This is a genomic window from Kitasatospora sp. NBC_01250, from assembly GCF_036226465.1.
GTDB lineage: Bacteria > Actinomycetota > Actinomycetes > Streptomycetales > Streptomycetaceae > Kitasatospora.
In genome coordinates this window covers 304,031-329,023 of sequence record NZ_CP108476.1, presented here as the reverse complement: position 1 = coordinate 329,023, position 24,993 = coordinate 304,031, and the positions used below count along the sequence as shown (strand labels likewise).

At 70.9% G+C, this 24,993-nt stretch carries 25 protein-coding genes; 7 read left to right on the top strand and 18 right to left on the bottom strand.

Annotation, left to right across the window (positions count from 1 at the left end):
• Nucleotides 1-342: 342 nt before the first annotated feature.
• The gene (locus OG500_RS01625) at nucleotides 343-924 is read right to left on the bottom strand and encodes a TetR/AcrR family transcriptional regulator (protein ID WP_329575624.1); all 582 of its coding nucleotides are present in this window, start codon (nucleotides 922-924) and stop codon (nucleotides 343-345) included.
• Nucleotides 925-1,092: 168 nt separating this feature from the next.
• On the opposite strand from OG500_RS01625, the gene OG500_RS01620 reads away from it, so the two are divergent.
• Together OG500_RS01620 and OG500_RS01615 are read left to right on the top strand one after the other, a co-directional pair.
• Complete coding sequence (locus OG500_RS01620) at nucleotides 1,093-2,244, top strand: serine hydrolase domain-containing protein (protein ID WP_329575620.1); 1,152 nt, start codon at nucleotides 1,093-1,095, stop codon at nucleotides 2,242-2,244.
• A gap of 161 nt (nucleotides 2,245-2,405) precedes the next feature.
• Entirely contained in the window at nucleotides 2,406-3,098 is a 693-nt protein-coding gene (locus OG500_RS01615) for a hypothetical protein (RefSeq protein ID WP_329575617.1), read from the top strand.
• A 146-nt stretch (nucleotides 3,099-3,244) separates the two neighbouring features.
• On the opposite strand, the gene OG500_RS01610 is transcribed toward OG500_RS01615, so the two are convergent.
• From OG500_RS01610 to OG500_RS01600, 3 genes are all read right to left on the bottom strand, one after another.
• Nucleotides 3,245-3,850, bottom strand: coding sequence for a TetR/AcrR family transcriptional regulator (locus OG500_RS01610; RefSeq protein ID WP_327064530.1), 606 nt, complete (start codon nucleotides 3,848-3,850; stop codon nucleotides 3,245-3,247).
• Between the two features lie 155 nt (nucleotides 3,851-4,005).
• Nucleotides 4,006-4,857, bottom strand: a complete 852-nt coding sequence (locus OG500_RS01605) for an NmrA family NAD(P)-binding protein (RefSeq protein ID WP_329575613.1) — start codon at nucleotides 4,855-4,857, stop codon at nucleotides 4,006-4,008.
• Nucleotides 4,854-5,279: a nuclear transport factor 2 family protein gene (locus tag OG500_RS01600; RefSeq protein WP_327064528.1), complete on the bottom strand. Its 426-nt coding sequence runs from the start codon at nucleotides 5,277-5,279 to the stop codon at nucleotides 4,854-4,856. The genes OG500_RS01605 and OG500_RS01600 overlap by 4 nt, the downstream gene beginning before the upstream one ends.
• 227 nt (nucleotides 5,280-5,506) lie before the next feature.
• Here OG500_RS01600 and OG500_RS01595 point away from each other — a divergent pair, with 227 nt between their 5' ends.
• Nucleotides 5,507-5,860: a VOC family protein gene (locus OG500_RS01595; protein WP_327064527.1), complete on the top strand. Its 354-nt coding sequence runs from the start codon at nucleotides 5,507-5,509 to the stop codon at nucleotides 5,858-5,860.
• A 75-nt stretch (nucleotides 5,861-5,935) separates the two neighbouring features.
• Here the strand turns inward: OG500_RS01595 and OG500_RS01590 are convergent, their stop codons facing one another.
• Nucleotides 5,936-6,658 carry an SDR family oxidoreductase gene (locus tag OG500_RS01590; RefSeq protein WP_329575608.1) on the bottom strand — a complete coding sequence of 241 codons (723 nt, stop codon included), beginning with the start codon at nucleotides 6,656-6,658 and terminating at the stop codon, nucleotides 5,936-5,938.
• Between the two features lie 332 nt (nucleotides 6,659-6,990).
• Here OG500_RS01590 and OG500_RS01585 point away from each other — a divergent pair, with 332 nt between their 5' ends.
• Both OG500_RS01585 and OG500_RS01580 read left to right on the top strand, forming a co-directional pair.
• Nucleotides 6,991-7,215, top strand: a complete 225-nt coding sequence (locus OG500_RS01585; RefSeq protein ID WP_327064525.1) for a hypothetical protein — start codon at nucleotides 6,991-6,993, stop codon at nucleotides 7,213-7,215.
• Between the two features lie 71 nt (nucleotides 7,216-7,286).
• A complete protein-coding gene (locus OG500_RS01580) occupies nucleotides 7,287-8,105 on the top strand; it encodes an arylamine N-acetyltransferase family protein (protein WP_329575602.1) in 819 nt (272 codons plus the stop codon).
• Nucleotides 8,106-8,148: 43 nt separating this feature from the next.
• Here the strand turns inward: OG500_RS01580 and OG500_RS01575 are convergent, their stop codons facing one another.
• From OG500_RS01575 to OG500_RS01550, 6 genes are all read right to left on the bottom strand, one after another.
• Nucleotides 8,149-8,967, bottom strand: coding sequence for a sensor histidine kinase (locus OG500_RS01575; protein ID WP_329575599.1), 819 nt, complete (start codon nucleotides 8,965-8,967; stop codon nucleotides 8,149-8,151).
• Nucleotides 8,968-9,185: 218 nt separating this feature from the next.
• Complete coding sequence (locus OG500_RS01570) at nucleotides 9,186-9,608, bottom strand: hypothetical protein (RefSeq protein WP_329575596.1); 423 nt, start codon at nucleotides 9,606-9,608, stop codon at nucleotides 9,186-9,188.
• A 123-nt stretch (nucleotides 9,609-9,731) separates the two neighbouring features.
• Nucleotides 9,732-10,721, bottom strand: coding sequence for a phospholipase (locus OG500_RS01565; RefSeq protein WP_329575592.1), 990 nt, complete (start codon nucleotides 10,719-10,721; stop codon nucleotides 9,732-9,734).
• A gap of 479 nt (nucleotides 10,722-11,200) precedes the next feature.
• Nucleotides 11,201-12,052 carry an oxidoreductase gene (locus OG500_RS01560; protein WP_329575588.1) on the bottom strand — a complete coding sequence of 284 codons (852 nt, stop codon included), beginning with the start codon at nucleotides 12,050-12,052 and terminating at the stop codon, nucleotides 11,201-11,203.
• A gap of 161 nt (nucleotides 12,053-12,213) precedes the next feature.
• Nucleotides 12,214-13,089, bottom strand: coding sequence for a helix-turn-helix transcriptional regulator (locus OG500_RS01555; protein ID WP_329575585.1), 876 nt, complete (start codon nucleotides 13,087-13,089; stop codon nucleotides 12,214-12,216).
• A gap of 282 nt (nucleotides 13,090-13,371) precedes the next feature.
• Entirely contained in the window at nucleotides 13,372-14,457 is a 1,086-nt protein-coding gene (locus tag OG500_RS01550) for a HEAT repeat domain-containing protein (protein WP_329575582.1), read from the bottom strand.
• A 247-nt stretch (nucleotides 14,458-14,704) separates the two neighbouring features.
• On the opposite strand from OG500_RS01550, the gene OG500_RS01545 reads away from it, so the two are divergent.
• A complete protein-coding gene (locus OG500_RS01545) occupies nucleotides 14,705-15,208 on the top strand; it encodes a GNAT family N-acetyltransferase (protein WP_329575579.1) in 504 nt (167 codons plus the stop codon).
• A gap of 47 nt (nucleotides 15,209-15,255) precedes the next feature.
• Here OG500_RS01545 and OG500_RS01540 read toward each other — a convergent pair whose 3' ends face one another.
• The 7 genes from OG500_RS01540 to OG500_RS01510 form a co-directional block, all read right to left on the bottom strand.
• Nucleotides 15,256-15,990, bottom strand: coding sequence for a prephenate dehydratase domain-containing protein (locus tag OG500_RS01540; protein WP_329575576.1), 735 nt, complete (start codon nucleotides 15,988-15,990; stop codon nucleotides 15,256-15,258).
• Nucleotides 15,991-15,994: 4 nt separating this feature from the next.
• Nucleotides 15,995-16,954 carry a branched-chain amino acid transaminase gene (locus OG500_RS01535; RefSeq protein ID WP_329575573.1) on the bottom strand — a complete coding sequence of 320 codons (960 nt, stop codon included), beginning with the start codon at nucleotides 16,952-16,954 and terminating at the stop codon, nucleotides 15,995-15,997.
• Entirely contained in the window at nucleotides 16,951-18,381 is a 1,431-nt protein-coding gene (locus OG500_RS01530) for a phenylacetate--CoA ligase family protein (protein WP_329575570.1), read from the bottom strand. Before OG500_RS01530 ends, OG500_RS01535 begins: the two co-directional genes overlap by 4 nt.
• A 34-nt stretch (nucleotides 18,382-18,415) precedes the next feature.
• Nucleotides 18,416-18,727 (bottom strand): Dabb family protein, encoded by a 312-nt coding sequence (locus OG500_RS01525; RefSeq protein WP_327064513.1) that lies wholly within the window; start codon nucleotides 18,725-18,727, stop codon nucleotides 18,416-18,418.
• Nucleotides 18,728-18,787: 60 nt separating this feature from the next.
• A complete protein-coding gene (locus OG500_RS01520) occupies nucleotides 18,788-21,865 on the bottom strand; it encodes a non-ribosomal peptide synthetase (RefSeq protein ID WP_329575567.1) in 3,078 nt (1,025 codons plus the stop codon).
• A 54-nt stretch (nucleotides 21,866-21,919) separates the two neighbouring features.
• A complete protein-coding gene (locus tag OG500_RS01515; protein WP_329575565.1) occupies nucleotides 21,920-22,774 on the bottom strand; it encodes an SAM-dependent methyltransferase in 855 nt (284 codons plus the stop codon).
• A gap of 181 nt (nucleotides 22,775-22,955) precedes the next feature.
• Entirely contained in the window at nucleotides 22,956-23,549 is a 594-nt protein-coding gene (locus OG500_RS01510; protein ID WP_327064510.1) for a hypothetical protein, read from the bottom strand.
• Nucleotides 23,550-23,929: 380 nt separating this feature from the next.
• Between OG500_RS01510 and OG500_RS01505 the strand changes: the two genes are divergently transcribed.
• Nucleotides 23,930-24,916 carry an ornithine cyclodeaminase family protein gene (locus OG500_RS01505; protein WP_329575559.1) on the top strand — a complete coding sequence of 329 codons (987 nt, stop codon included), beginning with the start codon at nucleotides 23,930-23,932 and terminating at the stop codon, nucleotides 24,914-24,916.
• The last annotated feature ends 77 nt before the right edge of the window (nucleotides 24,917-24,993 follow it).

The window sequence follows — 24,993 nt, the reverse complement described above, 5'->3', positions numbered from 1 at the left end:
CGGCCTTCGCGCACCAACGTCCTCTGGTGCAACGTCCGACCGCTGGCCCGGCGGGCCGTCGCTGGTTCGCAGTGTGCCGCCAATACCTCCGACGGCTGGGGCATGTGCAGCGTGGGCCGGCGCTCGACCGTGCGGATCACGGTGACCGACAGCTTCGGTGCCACCGCGTCCGCGCGGGCGAGCCTCATCTGCCTGGACCAGTAAACTGCCGCAACCGGCCGGGCACTTGGGCCGGACATCTCGGCGGCGCCCCTGGCTCCACAAGGCGCGAGCGGCCGGCGTTGCACGCCGTCCGCTCGCTGCCAGGCTCTCGCGGCCTTCCGCCGCCGTTGCCGGCGCTCCCTACTGCCGTGCGGCACCCGGTTCTTGCGCGGGCAGGCCGCGCAGCAGTGTGTCCAGGAACAGCTCGAAGCGCGGGGTGCTGTCGCCGAGGTCGAGCGGGTGCTCCTGGACGGCGAGCCAGCTGACGATGGACGTGATGAAGATGTACCAGCTCTGCTCGGCCAGGTGCGGGGAGACCCCGGCGCCGGTGAACGCGGTGGTGACGCTGCTGCGCAGGCGTCCGAAGGTCTCGGTGGTGTGGCGGTGCGGCCGCGAGAGGCGGGTGGCGTAGCCGGGCAGGGCCAGGAAGTGGTCGTGCATGCCCCAGGCGAGGTCCGCGAGCCAGGGCCGCCAGTCGGCGCCCCGGGGGCCCTCGGCGGGAAGGATGCGTTCGACCATGACCTCGTTGATGAGGTCGGACAGCTGGTCGCGGTTCTTGACCCAGCGGTAGAGCGCGGCGTGGGTGACCCCGAGGCGGGTGGCGAGCTCCCGCATGGTCAGGGTGTCGAGGTTCCCGGTCGAGACGGCGGCGTCGACGATCAGCTCGCGGCTGATCTGCGCGGGGCGTCCCCGGCGTGATCGGGTTGTCGGGGTATCGGCCATGGCCAGGACTATACGAGACCGCGGTCGGCGGGTGCCCGTGATCAGCGGGCTTCCCATCAGGACTGGACCAGCGCGGCGTAATAAGTAACCATTGGTAGCTAAGTGGGCTGTGCCTCGTCGGACGCCCGCCGACAACCCATGTCGTGACAGAGCTGGGAGGAAGCGCAGATGCACGCAAACGTGGTGCAGGGTACGGTCGCCGACGGGTTCGAGCCGGTCCGGGAGGAGCTCGCCGCGGTCGCGACGGGGGAGGGCGGCGACCATGCCGCGCAGCTCGTGGCCTACCGGCACGGGGAACGGGTCGTCGACCTGTGGACGGGCCCGGAGATCACCGGGGATTCACTGTTCGGCGCGTACTCCGCGTCCAAGGGCGCCGCGCACCTGGTCGTCGCCTCACTCGTCCAGGAAGGCGTGCTGGACCTGGAGCAGAAGGTGAGTCACTACTGGCCGCAGTTCGCGGTGGAGGGCAAGGCGGAGGTGACCCTGCGCGAGCTGCTGGCGCACCGGGCCGGCCTGGTCGGCGCGGATGCGGGGTTCACGATCGAGGAACTTGCCGACGACCGGCAGGTCGCCGAGCGTCTGGGCGCACAGCGCCCGTACTGGCGGCCGGGCACCGCCTTCGGCTACCACGCGCTGGTCATGGGGGCGCTCAGCGGCGAGGTGGTGCGCCGCGCCACCGGGTGCAGCGTCCAGGAGTTGTTCGCCGAGCGCGTGCGCGATGCGTACGGAGTCGACTTCCACCTCGGACTGCCGCAGGAACAGGAGTCACGATTCCTCCGTGCCCGACCGATGGTGACGACCCCCGAGCGGCTGGCCGCGCCGGCCGCGTCCGCGAGCGGTCCGAACAGCCTGTCCGGCATCGCCTTCAACCGCAATCACCCGCAGAACCCGGGGGTGTGGGAGCTGCCGAACTTCCAGGTGGTCCGCAGCTCGGGGACGGCCTCGTTCGGCGGGGTGGCCTCGGCGCGCGGCCTGGCCCGGATGTACGCGGCCACGATCGGCTCGGTCGACGGCTCGGTCCCCCTGCTCAAGCCCGAGACGCTCGCGATGGTCAGGCAGATTCAGTCCATCGGCCACGACGTGGTCCTCGGTGCGCAGAAGGCGTTCACCATCGGGTTCCACGCCACCTCCGAGTACTACCCGCAGCTCGGCCAGGGCTCGTTCGGCCACAGCGGCGCGGGCGGTCAGCAGGCCTTCGCCGACCCGCGCAACGGCATCGCCTACGGCTACACCCGTCGGCGCACCCCCTTCCCCGCTGCCGCCGCCCCGGAGAACGACCGCCTGATCCGCGCCCTGTACGGAGCCGCCGTCGGACGGTGACCGCCCGACGGGGGCAGTGGTCACCCGGGTCGCACACTTCTCCTCGTCCGTCGGGCAGGCGGCGCCGGTCGGCCCCGACGGCGGAAATCCGATGTGCCGGGGATGATCTTCGTGGCAGGCTCCGCCTGACCGACCGTCATCCCGTAGGGAGCCGCTCCACCGTGCGCCGTAGTCTCGTCCAGGTCGCTGCCGCGACCGCCACCACCCTCGCCGTGCTCACGGGGTGCGACAGCGCCGGCCACTCCGCACCGGCCGCCGCACCGGGCTCCTTCGACCCGGCCCAGGCCGTGGCGAACGCGAGCAAGGAACCGTATGCGGTGTCGGTGAAGGTGACCGGCGGGCCCGACGCGATGGTTCTCACCGCGCGGCAGAACGTCAACACCCTGCAGACCGGCCACCGGGAGCAGAAGGACCCCGACGGCAGCACCATGGAGTTCATCACCACCGCCGACGCCGAGTACATGCGCGGCTACGACGCCAGCGGCCGGTGGAAGAAGATCCCGAAGTCCAACGACGCCTGGGAGCTCGACTTCACGGGCTACGCCCCGCTGCTGCTCGCCCAGGGGAACGCCACCCGCAAGGGCATGGAGAGCCGGGACGGCGTCCCGGTCTACCACCTCGCCGGCCACCTGGGCATCGAGCAGGTCGCCGGCGTGACCCCGGAGTTCTACCGGGCCACGAAGTCCAGCGGCGTCACGGGCTTCGACCTGGACCAGTGGATCGACGCCCAGGGCCGCACCCGCTACGTCGAGGAAGCCATGGTCGTCGACGGCGCCATGAGGGTCATCAAGGCGACCTACAGCGACTTCGGCCCCGCCGAGACCTTCACCGCCCCACCCACGGACGCCGCCTGACCCTGCGCCGGGCCCACCGTGCGGTCCCGTCGGCCGGTCACCCCGGCCGCCGGCTGCTCCCGCCACCTCGGTGCCCGGCCGCGCCGGGGCCCGGGTCAGCCCTCGTGGACCGGCCGGCCGGCGCCGTCGCTCGGGGGAGCGGCCGCTCATGCCTCCTGGTGCGTGCCGGGCGCGGCGGAACGGGGGCCGAGGACGGTGTCGACGTGGGCCATGAGCGAGGAGCGCAGGCCGTCGGGTGTCATCCCCTGGTCGTCGAGCAGGTGGGCCACGAGGTCGGCGCGGATGGTGGCCAGCAGCGCGTGGGCGGTGAACGCCGCGTCGTGGACCCCGGGCACCTGATCCAGTGCCGCCCGCAGCACGGCGTGCCACCAGCCGTAGTGCTCGGCCTGGTAGGGGCTGCTGAGTCCGGCGTCCTCGGCGGCCGCCATCAGGTTCCGGTTTTCGATCTTGAAGCGCAGCGAGGCGTCGAGGAGGTCCAGCACCCGCTGCCGCGGCGAGGACCCGGCAGCGTCCTGCGCCTCCTGCACGGCCTGCTGCACGGGTTCGAGACGGGCGGCGATCACGGCACCGACCAGGCCGGCGCGGTCGCCGAACCGGCGGAAGAGGGTGCCCTTGCCCACGCCCGCGGCCGTCGCGATGTCGTCCATCGACACGCTGAGGGGGCTGCTGCTGGCGGCGAACAGGGCGTCGGCGGCAGCCAGGACGACTTCGCGGTTGCGCAGGGCATCCGCGCGCTCGGGGCGCTGGGTCACAGGTCCTCCTCGGTCTTCGGCCTGTCCCGGCCCCGGGGAATGATATGCGGCTGCCTCGCGCGGGCGGCGGCTCGCGCCCGGCTTCCCCGGCGGCGATGCGATGCGGTGCGGTGCGGGCCGAACGGCGACCGCCGGCGCCGGACGGCCGTGGCGCATCAGCTGCCCTGCGACAGCTCCCGTTCGACGAAGGCGCGGAAGGTGCCCGCGGGGCGGCCGGTGAGGCGCTCGACGGTGTCCGAGGTGCGGTCCTCGGCGCCGGCGGCGATGGCGCGGTCCATGCCGGCCAGCATGGTGGCGAACTCCAGCGGGATCTCGGCCGCCCAGCGATCGCGCAGTCGCTCGAAGGTCAGGTGGCGGTGTTCGACGAGCCGGCCGGTGGCCTCGGTGATGATCGCGGCGACCTCGTCGTAGCTCAGGGTCTGCGGCCCGGTGAGGACCAGGTCGGTGTTGGGCGCCCGGTCGTCGAGCAGGGCGTGGACCGCGACGGCGGCGATGTCCTCCGCGTCGACGAACCCGACGCGCCCGTGTCCCGCGGCCGTGAGGATGGCGCCGTTCTCGCGGATGCTGCGTGCGTGCGGGCTGGAGCCGGCGAAGTTCTGCATGAACCAGGAGGGCCGCAGCACCGCCCACTCCTCGAACAGGTCGGGCAGGTGCGCGTGGACCCGGCCCACCGCCGGACCACCCGCGGGGATCGCCGAGGAGCTGAGCAGCACGGCGCGGCGCAGCCCTGCCGCGCGGGCCCTGCGGAGGAAGGGCAGCATGACCGTGGCCGGCTCGGAGGAGCCGACGGGCGGGACGAGGTAGGCACGGTCGACGCCGTCCAGGGCCGCGTCCCAGGTCGCGGGCTCGTTCCAGTCGAAGCGGACGGCCTGCGCGCCTGCCAGCGGGGTGGCGGACCGGCCGGCGGCCTTGGCGCGCCGGCCCTTGCCGACCAGGCCGGCGGTGACGCGGCGACCGGTGGTGCCGGTGGCCCCGGTGACCAGGGTGCTGCTGGTCGGGGTCGTCATCGGTGTGCTCCGGTGAAGTCGGCGCCGGGCCGGGAGACGGCGAGGGGGTTCCAGTAGTCGCGGTAGGAGGTGATGAGACCGTCCTTGACCGTGACGACGGCGATGTAGGTCAGGTCGAAGGGGCTGCCGGTCTCCACCAGGCGGCCGACCCCGCGCATCTCCACCACGATGGTCGCGGGGGTGGTGGTCTGGTGGATCGTCACGTCGGGGAAGTCGTGCAGGTCGATGTGGTCGGGGTAGTGGCGCATGTAGGCGGCGACCGCGGCCTTGCCTTCGAGGCGAGGGGGCCAGCCTTCGGGTGCGAAGGGGAATTCGAGGACGCCGTCGTCGTCCCACAGGTCCACCCAGGCGGAGATGTCCTTCTGAAGCAGCAGGTGCAGGCCGTGGCGGTACAGCTCTGCGGGGGTCATGGGGGGCGTCATGGTCAGGGCTTCCATTCGCTTCGAAGTCTCGAAGTGTCGAAGTGTCGAAGTCTCGGGGTGTCGGCGGTTGCGGCCCGTCGGGGCGGCGCATCCGCAGGAGACGTGAAAGCGGACCGGCGGTCCGCATGGCATGGAGCATACGGACTGCCGGTCCGCTTAACAAGGCCGGGCCCAGGGGGAAAGCTCGCCGCCGGACCGTTCGATCGCCGTGCTGGCAGGATGGCGGCATGGAACGTGTGCTTGGAATCGGTGGGTACTTCATGAGGGCTGCCGACCCGGAGGCCCTGGGCGCCTGGTATCGCGAATGCCTGGGCCTGGAGGCCGACGAGAACGGCCTGTGGAGCCAGGGAGCGGGGCCGACGGTGTTCGCGACCTTCGGGTCCGAGACCGACTACTTCGGGTCCCGCACCCAGCAGACCATGCTCAACTTCCGGGTCCGCGACCTGGACGCGATGCTCGCGCAACTGCGCGCCAAGGGAGCGGAGGTGGCCGAGGGGACGCAGGAGATGGCGGGCGTCGGTCGATTCGGCTGGGTCACCGATCCCGCGGGCAACCGGATCGAGCTGTGGCAGCCCGCGTGACGGCGCTCTCACGCAGGCGTGGGGGCCGGCCCGAGCCCGGGCCGGCCCCCACGGGACGCCGGTGGTGGTGACCGGTCAGGCCTGCTGGCCGGTGGCGGCGAGCACGATTTCGCGGATGGTGACGTTCGGCGGCTGCTGGTAGGCGTAGACGATGGCCTCGGCGACCGTCTGCGGGTCCAGGGCGCCGCCGGCGGACTTCTTCCACGCCTCGTAGTCGCTCTTGATCCGCTCGTCGGTGGTGTGGGAGAGCAACTCGGTCTCCACGGCGCCGGGGGCGATGGTCACCACCCGCACACCCGAGGAGGCGACCTCCTCGCGCAGGTTCTCGGACAAGGCGTGGACGGCGAACTTGGTGCCCACGTAGGCGCTGTGGTTCGGGTAGGTCTTGCGGCCGGCGACGGAGCTGACGTTGATGATCGTGCCGGTGCCGCGGGCGACCATGCCGGGCAGGACGGCGCGGATGCCGTAGAGCACGCCCTTGATGTTCAGGTCGATCATGCGCTCCCACTCGTCGGCGTCCTGGTCGGCGATGCGTCCCAGGAGCATGACCCCGGCGTTGTTGACGATCGCGTCGGCCGGTCCGAACCGCTCCTCGGCCTCGCGTACCGCGGCCTGCAGCGCGTCCCGGTCGGTGACGTCGACCCCGCGGCACAGGGTCTCGGGCAGGCCGAGCTCCTCCAGCTTCTGCAGCCGCCGCGCGAGCAGGAGCAGCGGGTGCCCCTGGGCGGACAGGAGGCGGGCGGTGGCCGCGCCGATGCCGGAGCTGGCGCCGGTGATGACGATCAGGGGCTTGGACAAGGCGATCCCTCTTCAGACAGGTGCGGACGGTGTGCCGTTCTCCAGTTCACCACCCGTGCGGCGGCGCCGCCGGACATTCGGGTGGCCGACACCCTCCGCGCCGGGTTCGGCGCGACTCATGGCCCGACGGCTCGTTGATCAGTGGGTGGGACAGAGGCAGTGGTCGCGTGCCTGGATCGTCCCGGACGAACTGCGAGGTTCGGTCGCGCGGTTGCCGCCGGCAGCCGGTCCACCGTTCGCGGGAATCGTTCGGCCGATCAGGGGCAGGAGGTGCGGTACAGCGCACGAGACACACCACTACCACGACCACCCGGAACCGACTGGAGGCTGAGATGGACACCCGTGGGCTGATCGAACAGACCGGTGAGATGGTCAAGGGCGTGATCAAGGAGTACGCCGGCATGGTGACCGGTGACGAACAACTGCTGGCCGAGGGCCGGGCCGACCGCGAGGGGGCCGACACCGGCGCCGGTGCCGACGCCGACAGCGGCGCCGACGCGAGCAGCGAGCGGACCGAGGCTCCGGCAGGGCCTGCGGGAACGGGACGACCGACGTAGGGAACCCGTCGGGGCCGGCTACGACTCCCGGTCGATGTGTCACCAGGGCGCGGGCGCATACCGTCGTCCTCGTGACCCTTGACCTTGATGCCTACTTCGCCCGGATCGGCTGGAACGGCCCGGCGCCGCAGCCCTCCGCTGCCGCGCTGCGCTCGCTCAACCTGGCCCACGTCCGCGGCATCCCCTTCGAGAACCTGGACCCGGTCCTCGGCACGGTGCCCTCGCTGGCGCTCGACGACATCCAGCGCAAGCTGGTGCACGGCGGCCGGGGCGGGTACTGCTACGAACAGAACACGCTCTTCGCGGCCGTCCTGGAAGCGCTGGGCTTCGGCGTGACCCGGCTGGCCGCACGGGTGCGCAGGGGCGTGCAGCCGGGGGAGACCAGGCCCAGGGCGCACATGCTGCTGCTCGTCGACGTCCATGGTCTGCCGGGTCCCTACCTCGCGGACGTCGGATTCGGCAGCGACGGCGGGCTGCTGGAGGCGGTTCCGCTGGTCGCGGGGAGCGAGTTCGGCGGGGAGCGGCGGCACCGCCTGCTGCGCGAACGGGGGCAGGGACGGGAGCCGCTGGAGTACTGGGTCCTGCAGTCCCGTCAGGAGGACGTCTGGTGCGACCAGTACGCCTTCACCCTGGAGCCGTACGAGACGGCGGACTACGAGATGTTCAACTGGCACATCGCCACCGGCCCGCGGTCCCCGTTCCGCAAGACCCTCTACGTCCAGCGCACCCTCCCCGGCCGCCACCTGTTCCTGACGGGCCGGCGGTTCACCGACACCCGCGCCGACGGCACGGTGCTGCAGCGCGACCTCGCGGACGGCGAGGAGGTGCTCCGTGTGCTCGCCGAGGAGTTCGCGATAACCCTGCCCGAGGGCGTCGTCCTGCCGCAGTGACGCCGGCGCGGGGCAGCGGCCGGCCCTCCTCGCACGGGAACCCTCAGGACAGCTCGCCGGACCGGCTGCCGTCCGGGGCGGGCGGCAGCCGGAAGCCGACCTCGGCGCCGCCGCTGGGGGCGGCGGTGGCGAAGACGGTGCCGTGGTCGGCGGCGACGAGGTCGTGGACGATGGCCAGGCCGAGCCCCGAGCCCGGGGTGGACTGGGTGGCGGCGGCGCGGTAGAAGCGCTCGAAGACGGCCTGCCGGTCACCGGGGGCGATGCCCGGCCCGTGGTCGCGCACGGCCAGCCGGGTGCCGGTGATGTGGACCTCCACCGGCGCGCCGTCGGGGCTGAACCTCACCGCGTTGCCCACCAGGTTGTCCACGCAGCGCTGCAATGCACGCGGGCGGGCCAGCACCGCCACGGGCTCTTCGGCGCGGACGCTGATCTCGCGCCCGGTGCGGCGGCGGAAGCGCCGGGCACTGTCCTCGGCGGCGGGCGGCAGGTCGACCGGCTCCGGGTCCTCCGCGGTCTGCTGGTCGGTGGCCAGCTCGACCAGCTCGCGCACGAGTTCGTCGAGTGCGACGGTCTCGGTGACCAGCGTGGCGAGGATCTGCTCCTCGTCCTCGGGGGCGAGCCGGCCGCGGGCGCGCTGGAGGAGTTCGGCGCAGCCGCGCACCGAGGTCAGCGGGGTGCGCAGCTCGTGACTGGCGTCCTGGACCAGGCGCTGCTGCTGCTCACGCGAGTGGCGCAGCGCGCCGACCATCGACTCGAAGGCGCGGGTGAGGCGGCCGACCTCGTCGCGTCCGGCGGCGGGCAGGGACGGGGTCAGATCGCGGGTGGTGGTGATGTGTTCGGCGGCGCGGGCCAGGCGCTGCACCGGGCGCCGGTCAGGCCGCTGGCAGAGCGGTGACAAAGGTGTGTAAGAACTCCGGCGTGGTGGGCGGCGCAGGGGGAGTGGGCACGCTGTCGAGGGTGGACGCGAGGGCCGGCCGCTCGCGGCCGGCGGCATCTCCGACTCCGGGCGGCGGCTGTTCAGCGGCCCAGGGGCGCGGCTGCGGCCCGGGCGGGCACCGCAGCCGCGAGCGGGCACAGGCGTCAGGCGCCCATGCCGTTCCACTCCGCGGGCTGCACAGCGGAACCGGTGGAGCTCCACTCGGCCGGAACGATGTCCGAGGTGGAGCTGTTCCAGTCGGTGGGCTGGACGCCGGCGCCGGTGTTGTTCCATCCGGCGGGCTGTGCGGCGGAGCCGGTGTTGTTCCAGACGGTCTGCTGGATGCCGGAGCCGGTGTTGTTCCAGACGGTGGGCTGGACGCTGGCGCCGGTGTTGTTCCAACCAGCGGGCTGCACAGCGGCGCCGGTGTTGTTCCAGCCCGACGGCGCCGCTGCCGCGTCGCTCTGCGCGAAGGTGGTCACCGCCGCCACCATGCCCGCGGCGCCGAGCAGCAGAGCCGCCAGGCCCAGCCCGGCCACCTTCGGGCGCAGCCCGCCCGCACGGCTCGGCGCTGCGGTCTTCGTCACTCCTGCGATCGTCATCTTGATCCCCCGTTTGTCTGGTCACGCAGCTGGCGTGGGCACGGCCGACGTTCGGCCGTGCGAAGGGGATTGTGCCAGTTGATGATCAAGAGCGACAGCGATTTACCGTCACCTGAACATGCGGTCGCCGCTGGTGGCCATCCGGTGGGTGCCGCCGTGGTGGTCGACCCAGTCGCGGACGAGCTTGATGGCATTGGCGCACTGCCAGCTGTCGTCGTACTCGCGCACCCCGGTGAAGTCGCCGTAGCCCGCGATGATGCCGTCCACCCGTGCATCGCCCAGCAGCTTGTCGACGTACCACGGGTCGTTGTAGGTGGCCGTCCAGGACAGGGTGGCCGCGAGCTGCCCGGCCGCACGGTCGGCGGCGCCCTTCTTCAGCTCCGCGCACGTGTTGTAGGTGGCCTCCGTGCAGTTGCCGAAGCCCTTGGTGATGTTGGTGTCGCCGTAGTCCATCGCCCGGTGACCGACCGGGATCCCGGCACCGGACCGGTCGAACGCGCCGCGGACCTGGTCGCGGGTCCCGGTCGTCGTCATGCCCTCCAGGCGGCCGAGCTTGCCTTCCAGGCTCTGCCAGCCCCGGCCGCCCACGTCCGGGGTGCTGCCGCCGTGGTATTCGTAGAAGCCGTAGAGGACCTGGATCCCGGCGGCCGTCAGCCGCTGCGCCTTGTCGTGCAGTCCGGTGACGCTGCAGCCGCGGTTCGGCTGTTCCCCGCAGTAGTTCGGGTCCTTGATGTCCAGCCAGACCAGCGACAGCCGGCGACCCGCGTTGGCGTTCGACACAATGCGGTCGATCATGCTGTCGAAGCTCGGCCCCAAGCGATTGTCACCCGCCGAGGAACAGTCGTGGTAGGCACGCCATTCATTGGGGTTCCACCAGGCGCAGACATCGATCTCGATTCCGTTCGCGCCGTGTTTGAGCGCTGCGTCCACGCCGTCCACGGTGTCGACCCGGTGCGCGATGGCGTAGATCGCCTGCCGCTGGTCGGCGGCCGCCGCCGGCGTCGCGCCGAGTGCGGTGACGCCGGTGATCGCGCACAGCGCCGCCATCAGGGCCGGCACCATGCGCGCGCCGACACGACGCCTGAGGTGAGAAGTCAAGATCAGGTACTCCTTAGGAGCTTCAGAGGGCGGGGTCGACGCCGTGGCCGGCGGCGAGCCGTCGGATCCGCGGCGGAATCTGTCAGGCTGCTCGGCCGGATCGCACCCGGGCGCGAGCGTGCCGCCGGGTTCCGATCGAATGCCCACGGCGGCTCGCCCAGCTGTCGGCGCGGCGGATCCGTGAGCAGAGCTTCGATGTTCCCTGCGGCCACGCGTTATTGACCTGGACTTTGCTGGGAATCATCTGTTGCTTTGCCAAGCCGCGATGGCTCAAGCGTGGAGTTGGGGAGGGCGAGTGCGCCAGAAAGATCTGATGTTCTGTCTGGAAACGGTCAATTCGTGTCCGAAACGGATTCGCTTCCCCGTGTCGGGGCCGGCTGCCATCATGGGTCGGACGTGGCGCTGTCGCTGCCGCTGTCTCCGGGCGGTCGGTGGCGACAGCGCCGTTGCCGGCCGCTGTCCTGGTGAATCGCCCAGTGTCAGGCGACGGTTACTCCGCCTTCGGTCGAGTCGGTGGAGCGGCTGAGGTCCTCCCAGGCGTCGAAGTCGTCCTGGACGCGCTGGCGCCCGGCGGCGACCAGGCGTAGCGCGTCCGAGCCGAGCAGGATGTGCACGGGAGGCTTCTCCACGTCCAGGAGGGCGAGGATGGCGTCGCCCGCGCGATCGGGGTCACCGATGCCCTGACCCGCGAGGGCCTGGCGGCGGGTGCGGATCGGGTCGAACAGTGCGTCGTAGTCGGCGATGCTGCGTGGTGCGCGGACCAGTGACCTGCCTGCCCAGTCGGTCTTGAACGCGCCGGGAGCCACGGCGGTGACCCGCACGCCGAACTGGCCGACCTCCTGGGCGAGGGTGTCGGTGATGCCTTCCAGGGCGTGCTTGCTGCCTTCGTAGAACGCCAGTCCGGGGAAGGTGGTGAGCCCACCCATCGAGGTGATGACGAAGATGTGGCCGCCGCGCCGCTCCCGCATGCCGGGCAGGACCGCCTTCACGGTCGCTACCGTGCCGAAGACGTTGACCTCGAACTGGCGGCGCAGGTCGGCCATCGATGACTCCTCGAAGGTGCCTTCGAGCCCGTAGCCGGCGTTGGCCACGAGCACGTCGATCGGGCCCAGTTCCGCTTCGGCGGACCGCACCACGGGGTCGATCCGGTCGGCGTCGGTCAGGTCGAGGACGAAGGCACGGGCGCGGTCGGGGTCCAGCGCCCGGAAGGCGGCCGCGTGCTGCTCGGTGCGCACGGTGCCCGCGACCCGGTGCCCGGCCGCCAGGGCTCGTCGGGCGATGGCCAGTCCGAGGCCGGTGCTGACGCCGGTGATCAGGAATGTCTTGCTCACTACGGGTGTCCCTTCGTGAATGAGTGTCAGGCCGCAGGCGTGCGTGGGCACGGCGGCATCGACCCCGCGCGTACGGCGGGGCCGTGTCTGGGTGGTGCTGGTGCTGGTGCTGGCGCCGGATCGCCCGGTTCGGGCGGTGGTGAGGACCCGTCGGGCGGTGGTCAGGACTCGGCGGTGGTGCCCCGGGCGGTCGCGGCGGCGGGTTCGCTGCCCCAACTGGCCAGCAGTCGCAGGCGCTCCTGGGACGGCGAGCCGGACGGCGCGCTGTAGACGACGAGCGATTGGCCCGGGTCGGCGACCGAGGTGAAGATCTCGTACTGCAGTTCCAGGTCACCGACGACGGGGTGGCGCAGGCGCTTGACGCCGGTGCTGCGTTCCTGGACGCGGTGTTCCGACCACCACGCCGGGAACTCGGGTGAACGCATCATCAGCTCACCGATCAGGGTGGCGATGCGCTGATTGCGCGGCTGGGCGGCGGCGGCCAGCCGCAACCCGTGCACGTAGTCGCGGGCGACGCGTTCCCAGTCGCACCACACCAGCCGGGCCCGCGGATCCAGCAGCGTCCAGCGCGCCATGCTGCGTTCCCGGCGCGGCAGCTCGGCCACACCGGGAAACAGCAGCGCCCACATCGTGTTCCCGCCGACGACAGTGAGGTCCCGGTCGCTGACGAAGGCGGGAGCCAGATCCATCGACTCCAACACCTGGCGCAGCGCCGGTCGGAGCCGTGACGCCTGCTCGGCCCGGTCCTTGTGCCCGGCTGCGATGCCCGCGAGGGCGAACAGGTGCCGCCGCTCGATGTCGTCGAACCGCAGCGCCTCGCAGAGGGCATCCAGCACCTGCTCGGACGGCTGCCGGGCGCGGCCCTGTTCCAGCCGGGTGTAGTACTCGGTGCTCACCCCGGCCAGCTGCGCGACCTCACCGCGCCGCAGACCGGCGACCCGGCGACCGGCGCCGAACTCGGCCGGCAGACCGATCTCGTCCGGCGTGAGTCCAGCACGGCGGGCCCGCAGGAAGTCGCCCAAGTCGTTGTTGCCCATGCCCTCAGTCTGCTCGTCACCCCGCCGATCACCAAGGGCCTGGCTGGCCCTGCCAGTACTACACAGCGGGTCGTGCGAGGCCGCGTCCGGACGGGACGTGGCGGGTGGTCATCCCCTCCATCCGGTGTGGTGCAGCCAGCCCTCGAAGGTCATCAGGTTTGCTGACCGACGTGGGCCGGACGCTGGTGGAGCCGATCGCCGTGCTGACCGAGTGGGCTCACGAGCACGGCGCGGCCGTGGTGGAATTCCAGCAGCCCACAACGGACGACGGACGTCGGCTCGTCAGGCGGAAGTCTCCGAGAGACCGTCAGTCTGTGGTCCGCTCCCAGGAGAAGCAGTGAGGTCGGCCACCACCAGCTCGGCCGCCCGCACCGGGTCCCCGCCGGCGCGGGCTAGCAGCGCGGCCGCGGCGTAGCTCGCGCCGACCGTCTCCCGGTGGGTCACTCGCATCCTGTGCACCGAGTCGTAGCGCGGCGAGCTGAGCGCCGCGCCGATCCCGGGGCGCAGCCGCTCCAACTCCACGACGACCGCCCAGGCGTCGTCCTCCAACCGGGCCCGCCGCACCGGGTCGCAGGCCGCGATGGCCCGGTCGGTCTGGGACGCGTCGAACTCGTAGGCGGCCAGAGACGGCAGGAGCTCGGGAACGCCCAGGATCTCCGCTGCGTCCAGGGTGAAGATCTGGGACCCGTCATCGGAGTCCAGCAGGTGCGCGATCAGTGGGACGGCCCGTGGGTCGTGCCGCCTGGCCAGCCCACGCGCGCCCTCCTGCCGGACCTCGTCGTCCTCATCGGTGGTGCACTTCCACAGCGCGTCCCTGATGGCGGTCGTGTCCTGCTCCAGTTGGAACCCCAAGGCGAAGGCCGCCCAGTTGCGGACCTCGGAGTCCTGGTCCTGGGCGAGCCGGATCAGCGCCCGGACATCGGGCCCGTCGGGCAGTCCGCTGTTGAGGGTGCCGAATACCAGGGCGACCCCATGTCGCACCTCGGTGTCCTCGTGGCCGGAAAGCCCTACCAGGACGGGAACGGCGCGCGGGTCCTGCGCCGCGCCCAGGCCGATGACGAGGGCATGCAACACGCAGGCCTCGGTCTCCACCTCGGCCAGCGCCATCAGGGCGGTTGCCGCCTCGCCACGCAGGCACTCGTGCGTGGCGGCCACGTCGCGCACCAGATTGCAGCCCACCTTCCGCTCCAGGACCTCGGCCGACGCCAGCAACCCCAACCCGCAGCGCAACGCGGTCTCCCCGCTCTCCCCCTCCGCCGCCTCCCGGACCAGGTTCCAGTAGGCGTGCCCGTCCTGGTCCTCCTCCGAGGTCTGCTCCAGTCGCGCCGCAGCCATCAAGCGCCCCGCCAGACCCACCGCGTTGTCCATGCGCGCATTCTTACCCGAACGGCTTGCTGCCGGGTACTGAATTCCTACGCCGGCCGGTCCCCGACCTCCAGCTGCCGCCTCGGGCCGGCACCTGCTGCCCGCCGCCGGTCACCACCGCGCCGCCCACGCAGCGTCGCCGGGCAGGAGGCACTGGCCCGGGTCTGACGGTGCATCACTTCTCGCTCGCGGGAGTCCAGGAGGGACACCACAGTTCTGTGGTGTCGGTGGCTCACGGTAGCGTGCCGGGATGGAGAAGACCGTCACCTATCTCGAGATGACCGCTCGCGAAGAGCTGAAGCCCGGACGGGTCGTGCCTGCGTTGGAACTTCGACGCGAGGAGGGGCTGACGGCGCTGGCGCGCTCGGTGCAGGCCCGGGTCGGTGCGGCCCACGGGTGGCGCAGTTCGACGCGCTCCGACCAGGAATGGCACGACTTGGCGACGGCGCACCCGCGCCGCCAGTACTGGTTGATCAGGCTGGCGGGCGAGACAGCCGGGATCGTCGCGCTGGAGCCCCAGCCCGGCGGCGACGTGGAGATCCGCACCTTCGGACTCCTGCCCCAGTACGTCGGCCAGGGGCTCGGCGGGCATGCCCTCACGCTGGCGCTGCGGCAGGCCTGGGCGACCGAACCGTTGGAGGCTGCGGCCGTCCGCAGGGTGTGGCTGCACACCAGCTCCAACGATCACCCGGGCGCGCTCCTCAACTATCAGCGCCGAGGACTTCGCGTCTACCGCACCGAGGTTGAGGAGTAGCCGCGCAAGCCCGGGCCGCTCATGCGTGAGTTGGGGTTCGGTCTCGATCAGTGTGAGCCAGGAGGGTCACGTCGTGTGTGGTGTGCCCGGTGCTGCTGGGCGTCCTCGGCGACGAACACCGACCAGACCATCTGGATGGTCCTGGTGCGGGAGATAAACCGCAGTCCGTATCGGTCGGCGGCGGGTTCGGTGGTCAAGGCCAGGTCGGCTGTCCGCTCGCGGACAGCTCGGGCGGCCGCGCTGGTCGAGGGCGTCAGGGTGATCTTCCGGCCCGTGTACCGGGCGGGGAGTAGCTGGTCGACGAGCGGCACCGGAGCGGGGTGGGTGGCCACCACCGGGACGGCGGGGACCTTGTGGTCGAGATCTCGGGCGATGCCGTACAGGGGAGTCTCAAGGACGAACGCGGCAGCCAGCGCGATCCGGGTGTCCATGTAGAACTCGTTGATTCTCGCGTAGGCGTTGGCGATCACCACATGGCTGATCTCGCCCGAGCGCAGGGCGTTGCCGGCCTGCTCGTACGTGTCGTACAGCCCCACCTGTGGTTCGCACTTGGGCGCGCCGCCGTGGAGTCGGTCCCAGAGGAAGCCGGCGGCTTCCTCACTGCTGGTGCCCTGGGGGCCGAGTGTGCCGACCAGTCGGGCAGGGCGGTGCCGGATGATCTCCCGGGTGAGCAGATCTCCTGCTCCACCGGGAAGGTCGACCCCGCCCGCCGGCCATGCTCCATGGCCGGCGGGCACCCGGTGTTCTGCGGCGAGGTGGTCGGAAGCTGCGGTGGTCACCATGGGTTCAGCCTTGGTCGATCCGGACGGAGGTGAGCCAGTGGTGGTGTCGAACGTCTCCGCCGCCGCGGATGGTCCGGGCGTAGTGGTGGGCGAGGCTTCGGGCGATCGGGCCGGGTTCGCCGACGCCGATCGGGTGCCCGGAAACCTCGTTGACCGGGGTGATTCCGATGCCGGTGCCGGTGAGAAAGACCTCGTCGGCACAGCGTAGATCGGACACGTCCAACTCGTGTTCGGCAGTCTCGATGCCGAGATCGGCGGCGAGGGCCAGCACGGTGTCCCGAGTGATGCCGGGCAACAGGTCCGCGGTGGCGGGCGGGGTGAGCAGTCGGCCGGAACGAGCTGCGAAGACGTTCGCGGTGCTGGCCTCGCAGACCCGGCCACGGTCGTCGAGCAGGATCGCGTCGTCGTATCCGGCCGCCCTGGCCTCGTCGGCGGCAAGCGCGTTGTTGACGTACCCTCCGGTGACCTTGGCGTGGATCGGGATCGCAGCACTGCGCGGCCGTACCCAGGAGCTGACCGTGCAGCGGATGCCGCCAGGCGGGGTGTAGGCGCCCATCGGGAAGCCGGTGATCGACAGGGCGTCGGAGACGCCGCTCAGGCCGACGCCGGGCCGCGTGCCGGGTAGCAGAGCGAGCTTGTAACCGAGTGGCCGCAGGTAGGTGTCGGCGGTGGTGCCGTTGCGCCGGAGCAGCTCACAGGTGATCTCGACCAGTTCGTCGACGGTGTGCCCGGTCTCGATGCGCAGGAGGCGGCAGGAGCGCAGGAAGCGCTCGTAATGGTCGCGGACCCGGAAGAGCACCAGTTTCCCGCCATCGGCGCAGCTGTGCGCACGGATGCCCTCGAAGACCCCGGTGCCGTACTGCAGGGCCTGGGTGGTGAGCGGCAGACCGGCCTCGGCGAACGGGACGAACGCACCCTGGTGGTAGGCCATGGCGGCGATGGCGGGCCTCGCCCGGGTGGTCATCGAGTCCTCCCGGCCGCGATCTTGGCGGCGGCCGACGCCTCGGCGTCCTGGCCGCCCGCACGCAGGTCGATGACCCGGGCGGCCTTCCAGCTGACCATCGCGCCGGTGGTGGTGATGCTGCCGAGGGTGCCGGTGCCGACCTCCAGCTCGGTGCCGAGTTCGTCGCGGCACTGCTCGACCGCGCGGGCGGCGCCCTGGGCGACGGCGGCCGCGCCCGCACGGCCTGGCAGCTGGAGGGTCAGGGAGAGCCGGTCGGTACCGTCCACGCGGTCGATGGTGATCTGGTAGTCCAGGTAGCCGCGCAGATGACGCAGCAGCAGGTGCTCCAGGTCGTAGCCGGTGATCAGGTGCCCGTTGAGGGCGAGTCGGTCACGGACCCGGCCGAGGGCGGCGATCGACGGAGCCGGAACGCTCTGCCCCGGACGCGGATCGGTGATCCTGACCAGGTCGCCGGTACGGTACCGGACCAGCGGCTTGGCACCCTGGTACAGGTGGGTGACGACCAGTTCTCCTTCCCGGGTGCCGTCCGCGTCGGGCTGCACCCAGCGGTCGGTCTCCGGGTCGACAACTTCGTTGTACGAGATGAGCGGAGCGGTGTACAGCCGCCCGTCGGTGGCGGCGGCGCCCATCACCGAGGCCTCCTGCGAGGCGTACAGGGCGTTGTAGGCGTGAGCCCCCCAGATCTCGCCGAGGTTGGCGATCAGGCTGGGCGAGGCGAGTTCGCCGGTGGTCATCAGGACGTCGAGGCGGAAGTCCCGGCGCGGGTCGAGCCCGGCGGCGACGGCCCGTTTGGCGAGCATCAGTGCCATGCCAGGGGTGCAGAACAGGCCAGTGATCGGGAAGGACCGCATCACCTCCAGAGCCCGGTCGAAGCCGACCATCGGGGAGTGCGGCCACATCTTCGCCACGGCCAGGCCGAGGTTGCGGCAGACGTCGCCGAAGGTGTCCGAGAAAGCGTGCAGCTCGGTCGGCCCTGCCACCCCGATGACCTGGTCATCACCGTACTGGCGGAAGACTGTCCCGTAGTAGTGCGTGAGGACGGTGTTGTTGGCGAGCGAGTCGATATCGTCGCGCGGGCAGGGAGTGGAGCAGCCGGTGGTGCCCGTGGTCTCGTAGAAGATCCAGGCGTCGGCGAGCGGCCGGGACAGCAGGCCGTGCTGGGCGGCGCGCAGGTCGTCCTTGGTGGTGAACGGGATGCCTGCGAGGGCGCGCTCGTCCAAGGCGGTGATGGTGGACGGGTCGACTGCGGCGAGGTGGGCACGGTAGAAGGAGGAGTTCTCCTTGACATAGCGGAGTGTCCGGCGCACCGACGTGAGCTGGTGCTCTGCCAGACCGGTCCGGTCCCACTGGCCGGCGAGGAACGAGCGGTGCTGGTCGCGGAGTTCGACGGCCGGGCCGGCCAGCTCGGGACGGTAGATCGTGAACATGGGCGTCCTGTGCGGTTGGGGGAGCGGGGTGGGCTCAGACGAGGGCGGGTTCCGGCTCGACGAGGTCGGCCACCACCCAGTCGCTGATCGGCCGCCACTTCTCGATGGCCTGTCGGTGGAACGGGTGGACGAGGTAGCGCTCCAGCGCTTCCTGGTCCGCGAGCAGGCCGATCACCGCGAAGTCGTAGGCGATCGGCCGGGCCGAGGTGTTCCGGCCGGTCTGCCAGTGCAGCAGTTCGGGGACTTCGGCGCCGATGCGGGCGGCGATCCGCTCGGCCTCGGCCACGGCCGGGTCGTCCCAGCTGTAGTCCGGTTTGAGCTTGAACAAGGCGATGTGGCGGATCATCGGTTCCTCTGGAGGGCGGGCGTCACGGCGGCGGAGGCCGACCGCCGCGACGGTCCGAGGTCAGTGCGCGCGGGCGGCGAGCAGCCCGCCGGCGTGCAGGTGGTGGACGTAGTGGTCGAGGAGCGCGGTGTCGACGGCCGGGCAGGACCGCTTCCAGTTCGGCCAGATCTGCTGGATGCGGGTCTGGTCCATGCGGGGGAAGACGGATTCCAGGAACAGCTCCTTGACGCTGATGTCCGCGTGGTTGGCGCGGGTGGCGAACAGCGGCGCGAACGGGGCGACCAACGTGTCAGGGTGTTCGCGGACGTGTTCCAGCACCAACTGCACCCAGTCGCGGTAGGGCAGCTCCCGGATGGTGTGCCCGGCGGCGCGCAGCCGGCCGACCATGTCGCAGAGCAGTGCGGGGCGCGGATTGGTCAGGTGGAACACCCCTGCGACGTGCGGGTAGGTGGTCGCCACGCCGACGATCGCATCAGCGACGGAATCGACGGGAACCAGGTCGAACGGCAGCCGGATGGCCGGGGCGGCCCCGAGCCGGGTGATCGCGTCCAGGAGAGCGCACAGCGCGGTGTCGGTGTTCCACGCGCCGGTACGGCTGTGCCCGGTGATCTCGTACGGCCGGTAGACGGTGACCGGCAGTCCGGCCCGGGCGGCGTGTTGCAGCAGGCGTTCGGCGACCCACTTCGACTCGCCGTACCCCAGGCTGATCAGTTCGGGATGGCTCAGCGGGCTGGTCTCGGTGAACTGCCGGACGCCCGCGGCACCGCTGCCCGCCAGCACGGCGACGCTGGAGACGTGGTGCAGCGGGATGCGCCGGGCCGCGGCCAGGCCGATCAGCTCGCGGACCGCGGTCACGTTGGGGCCGCGCAGCGCGCTGTACGGGTAGATGAAGTTGACGTGGGCGGCGTTGTGCAGGACGAGGTCGATCGAGTCCGCGAGCCGTCGCCGGACCGCCGTCGCCAGGCCCAGCCCGGCGCGGGACAGGTCGGCCGGGTGGACCTCGATCCGTTGCGGATCGGGCTGCTCGATCCCGTACCGCAGCAGGTTGGCGCGGACGCGGTCGCGCGCGTGGTCCGGGTCACCGGCCCGCACCAGGCAGTGAACGACGATGTCGGGGTGGCGCATCAGGCGCTCCAGCAGGAAGGCGCCCAGGAAGCCGGTGGCCCCGGTGAGGAGAACGCGACGCACTGGGCCGCTACCGACCGCCGGCCGGTCGAGCGGAGGCAGCGTCAGATCGAGCGAAGCCTCGGCCTCGAAATAGGCGTGCTCGGCCGGGTCGGGCACCGGAGCGGAACCGGACTCGCGGAATCCGGCCAGCGCGGCACGGTGGGCCGAGAAGGCGGGCTGGGCCAGCAGGCTGCGCAGCAGCGGTCGGAACCGGTCCGGGGGCAGACCGAGTGCGGTGAGCGTGCGGTTCACGACGTGTGCCGCAAGCAGGGAGTTCCCGCCGGCTTCGAAGAAGTGGGTGTCCGGGTGGACCGACACACCCAGGCTGTCGGCCCAGATGCGGCGCACGGGGTCGTCGTCCGCCGGTGCGCCGTCCTGCCCCGGCCTGTCGTTCGCGGGTGCCTGGAGGTCGGCCCGCAGGGCGGCGTAGTCGATCTTTCCGTTGTCGGTGAGCGGGAACCGGTCCACGGGTCTGATCGGAGTGGGGATGCTGTGCGCTGGCAGCCGCTCGGCCAGGAACATGCGCACCTGCTCCGGGTGAACGGGACGGTCCGGGCGAGCGGAGGTGACGAAGGCACTCAGCGTCCTGCTCATGTCGTCCTCCCCCCGAAGCAGGACGGCTGCCTCGGCGACGTCCGGGTGCGCTCGCATCTGCGCCTCCAGGGCGTCCAGTTCGATCCGGCATCCGCGGATCTTCACCTGGCGGTCGGACCGTCCGAGGAATTCCAGGGTTCCGTTGGGGTTCCACCGGGCCCGGTCGCCGCTGTGGTACAGCCGGACGCCGGCCCGGCCGCCGACGGCCATGGTGACGAACGCCCTCCTGGTCTCCTCCGCACGCCCCAGATAGCCCAGCGCCAGCCCGTCACCGCCGATGTACAGCTCGCCTTCCTGGCCGGGGAGCGCCGGGCTGCCGTCCTCCAGCAGGACGTGGCACTCGCTGCCCGCCACCGGCTGCCCGATGGGAACGGAAGCCGCATCCCGCGCGATGCTGCGGAGGTCATGCGTGGTGACCAGGATGCCCGCCTCGGTCACGCCGTAGCCGTGGATGAGCTGGCGCGGCGCACCGCTGTCGAGGACCGCACGGGCGAGCCCGACGGCCATGGCCTCACCACCCGTCAGCACCATCTCCAACCCTGCGAAGATGCCGGGTCGGAAGCGGACCGCGTGGTGGAACAGGCTCATGGTCAGGAATGCGTGGCTGACCTGCTCGCGGTCCATCAGGGCCTGCAGCGCACTGGGATCGAGCAGCTCGTTGGGCCCCGCCACCACCAGGCAGCCGCCGTTGAGCAGTGTCGACCACACCTCCATCAGTGACCCGTCGAACGACAGGCCGAAGGTCTGCAGGACCCGCTTGCCCGGCCCCGCGCACCACGGAAGACCGTCGAGACCGAGCCGCGCCACCGCCTTGTGGGGCACCACCACCGCCTTCGGCCGTCCCGTGGTACCCGAGGTGAACAGGATGTACGCGGCATCCTGTGCCTGGCGCGTCCGGTCGCCCGGAGCGGGCTGCGCAAGCCCGGTCGGCCGGTGCTCAACTGCTTCGGCGAAGGGCAGCCATCGCACCGGCAGCGACTCGCAGACGGATCGGTGACCGGTCAGCAGCACAACCACGTCCGCCCCGGAGTCGACCATCATGTCGCTCATCCGTGCGGACGGGTGATGGGCATCCAGCGGGACGGCGACGGAACCCGCCTTCAGCACGCCGCACAGCGCGACCGTGGACTCCCAGGATCGGGTACCGAGCACCCCGACCGTCATCCCGGGGCGCACACCGCGGTCCGTCAGCGCGCCGGCGACAGCGGCAGCCATGTCGTCGAGTTCCCGGTACGACAGCTCCCGCCCTCCGTCCCGTACCGCCGGCGCCCCGGGGGTCCGGGCTGCCTGCCGGGTGAGCAGCTCAGAGAGCGAGAGGTCCCCCGAATCCGGTGCGGCCGGCCGAAGAGGGGCAGCGGCTTCCACGACATTTCCCATGATGATCACCTCGGTTGACCCTGTGAGATTCCGCGCCCTTCGATGCCGGGACCGTCAGTCGATCCGCTTCCACGAGATCCAGGCGATTCTCATGATCCCGCCGCGCACCGCCGCGGTTGTTCCGCGCACCGTCTCGCAGGTGGCCTGGTAGAGGCGGTCGCCGCCGATGGCCCGAGCCTCCTGCTCGCGCTCCGAGAGCCGGGAACCGGCCGCCTCCAGGGTGCGCAGCATGTCCTCGTGCTGGGTCACGATGCTGACCGGCTCCCACAGGCCGGAGCCGGCGTTGAGGAGGTCACCCAGGCGCGGCATGATGGCCTGCCGGGAGTTCCTGAGCACCTCCGCGTCGAGTTGCTCGTGCAGGTCGTCCCGGGTCTCGGCCGGTCCGGCAACGCATACCTCGGCGGCGAACCGGCCGCCCGGCACCGTCCACGCGTGAATGCGCCGGAGCATCTCCCGCATGGCCTTCGGATCGCTCCCGCAGTCGGCCGGAGCGCCTGCCAGCACGTGCTCCAACGACTGCACCGCGACCACGGAGTCGAAGCCGGCCGTCTCGACGGGAAGGTCCCAGAAGTCGCAGTCGCTGACCTCGACGGCGGGATTGCCCAACGATTTGACATGCCCCGCCTGGGACGCTGACGTGGTGATCCCGAGAGCGTGGCCGACCTTGCGCTCGTCGACGGCGAAGGTCAGGAGACCGCCGTATCCGCAACCGATGTCGAGGACCTTTCCACCGGGCTTGAAATCCGCAAGATCGGCCATCAGGTTGAGCTTCTGCTCCTGGGCCCGGTCGAGGTCCAGGTCCGGGCAGCCCTGCCACAGCGCGGAGCTGATGGTCAGTCTCGAATCCGCCCAGACCCGGACGAATTCCGGACTGCTCTCATAGAAGTCGACGTTCGTGTCACCGGACATGGTGAACCATCCTCACTCTCGGGATGCTGGCTACGGAAAACAGCCGATCAGGACAGAAATCAGAAGAACCGCGGACTGTGCCCGACGGCGGAAAGAATGGGCGAGGAGATCCGAGGTGTGCCCGCGGCCGGGCCGCGAGCACACCTTCTCCCGGTGCTCGGATAAGGGGAGCGGCCCGGGTTCAGTGCCAGAACTCGAAGGTTCCCACGACGTCGTTGGACGTCAGGCCCGCCTCCTCGCAGGGCTTGGGGTGGGTGGTCATGACGATGCTGGTCTCCTCGAGGCTGTCACCCTGGTACGGGCCGGACAGCACCTTGCCGACGGCCCTGGTCAGGACCTCGTCACCGTCGTGGTTGTCGAAGGCGAAGGCACCCTCGATGTGGCTCTTCTCGCCGGTGGACCAGATGATGTCCTGCGCCCACCTCGCGCTGTGGAAGTCCGCGGCGGTGCAGCTGGCCATCTCGTGGCCGACCTCGTGCACGGCACCGTCACCCGTCGGGGCCTCCTGGTCGTCCCCGGTGTTGCAGTTGGTCAGTACGCCGTCCACGGTCCAGTGGATCAGCTGCGGGTCATCGGTCACCTTGTCCATGACCTTGGCCTTGGCAGTTCCCCGGCAGGCAAGGTCGATGGTGCGGCTGTCGGCCTTGGGCTTCGCCTCCGCCAGGGCCGGGCCGGCGGTGAGCAGCAGCGCGATGCCGGCGGCAACCGCGACCGTACGGCCACGCAGCGTCGAACGACGCGAGCCGCCCGTACGAATTCTCGATGAGGTCTGCACCTCTCAGTTCCTTCCACTTGTCAGCTGATCGGGAAACAGGCCGCATGCGGAACGCATCGGCAACGATGCGCAACCGGTCGGACATCTGTTCGGGTGCAGTAAATCCGAACGAACAGAAAAATGTCACGCACCAAAGATCGTGTTCACTCGAATGCGGGCACGGACAAGGAAGAGTCGCCAGAGAGAGGCGACAGTATTTACGTGTATATGACGATATGAATTCTCTTGAGCCGCGGGAAAGCGCCGACTCGGACGATTCGCAACCAATCCGGTCTCTCTCAATTCATCGGCTCGGCCGCATGCTGTCGATACCATCGCGGTGACTGGCCAGCCACACGTCACATGGGCGGTCGCGGGGTCCTCAACGAGAAGAGTTCACGATGCTCCTGATCGACCGCGCCACCGTGCGCAAGGTCTACCCGATCCGGGAGGCCACACAGGTCATGGCGGAGGCGATGCGCCGGTACAGCAAAAAGATGGTGGACCTGCCCCTGCGCACCATTCTTCGCCCGGAGAAGGACACCGGCCTGCTCGGCACCATGCCGGGCTTCGTTTCGGGAGAGGGGTGGGCGGGGTACGGGGTGAAGGCCATGGTGCTCAAGCCCGAGAATCCGGGCCGCGGTCTGGAACTGCACATCGGCGTCGTCCTCGTCTTCGACCCCGACACCGGCGCTCCGCTCGCGCTGATGGATGCCGGAGCAGTGACCGCCATCCGCACCGCCTCGGTCTCCGCCGCCGCCACCGATGCCCTGGCACGGCGGGATGCCGGGGATCTCGCCGTCCTCGGCTCGGGTGTCCAGGCCCGCAGCCATCTGGAGGCCATGCAGGTGGTCAGGCCACTTCGGAGAGTTCGAGTCTGGAGCCGCACCCGTGCCAACGCCGACGTGTACCGCGCATGGGCGGCCACCGAGCTCGGCATCGAGGTGGAGGTCACGGACAGCCCCGCGGAGGCCCTGGCCGGGGCGGATCTGGTGTGCACAGCGACAGCGGCCAAGGAACCCCTCGTCGAGGCCGCAGACCTTGCCCCCGGAGTGCACGTCAATGCTGTCGGTGCTTCCTTCCTGGACCACCGCGAGCTCTCCTCCGCGGCAGTGGCCAAGGCGTCCTTCTTCGTGGACAGTCGGGAATCCGCCGCAGCGGAGTCCGGTGACCTGCGAGCGCCGATCACGGAGGGGCTGATCGGACTTGACCACATTCAGGCGGAACTGGGCGAGGTGCTGCTGGGAGCCCATCCGGGACGCCGCGAGGAACGCGAGGTCACCGTCTTCAAGTCGCTCGGGCTCGGCGTGCAGGACATCATGTCCGGCTTCGCCATCGCCGAGGCAGCGGCGGCTCAGGGACTGGGCCAGTGCATCAAGCTCGACTGACTCGACGGCACCGGAATCTACGCCCCTCCGGGCAGGCCCCTGCCACCGCCCGCACTGAGCGCAACGCTCAACAACCG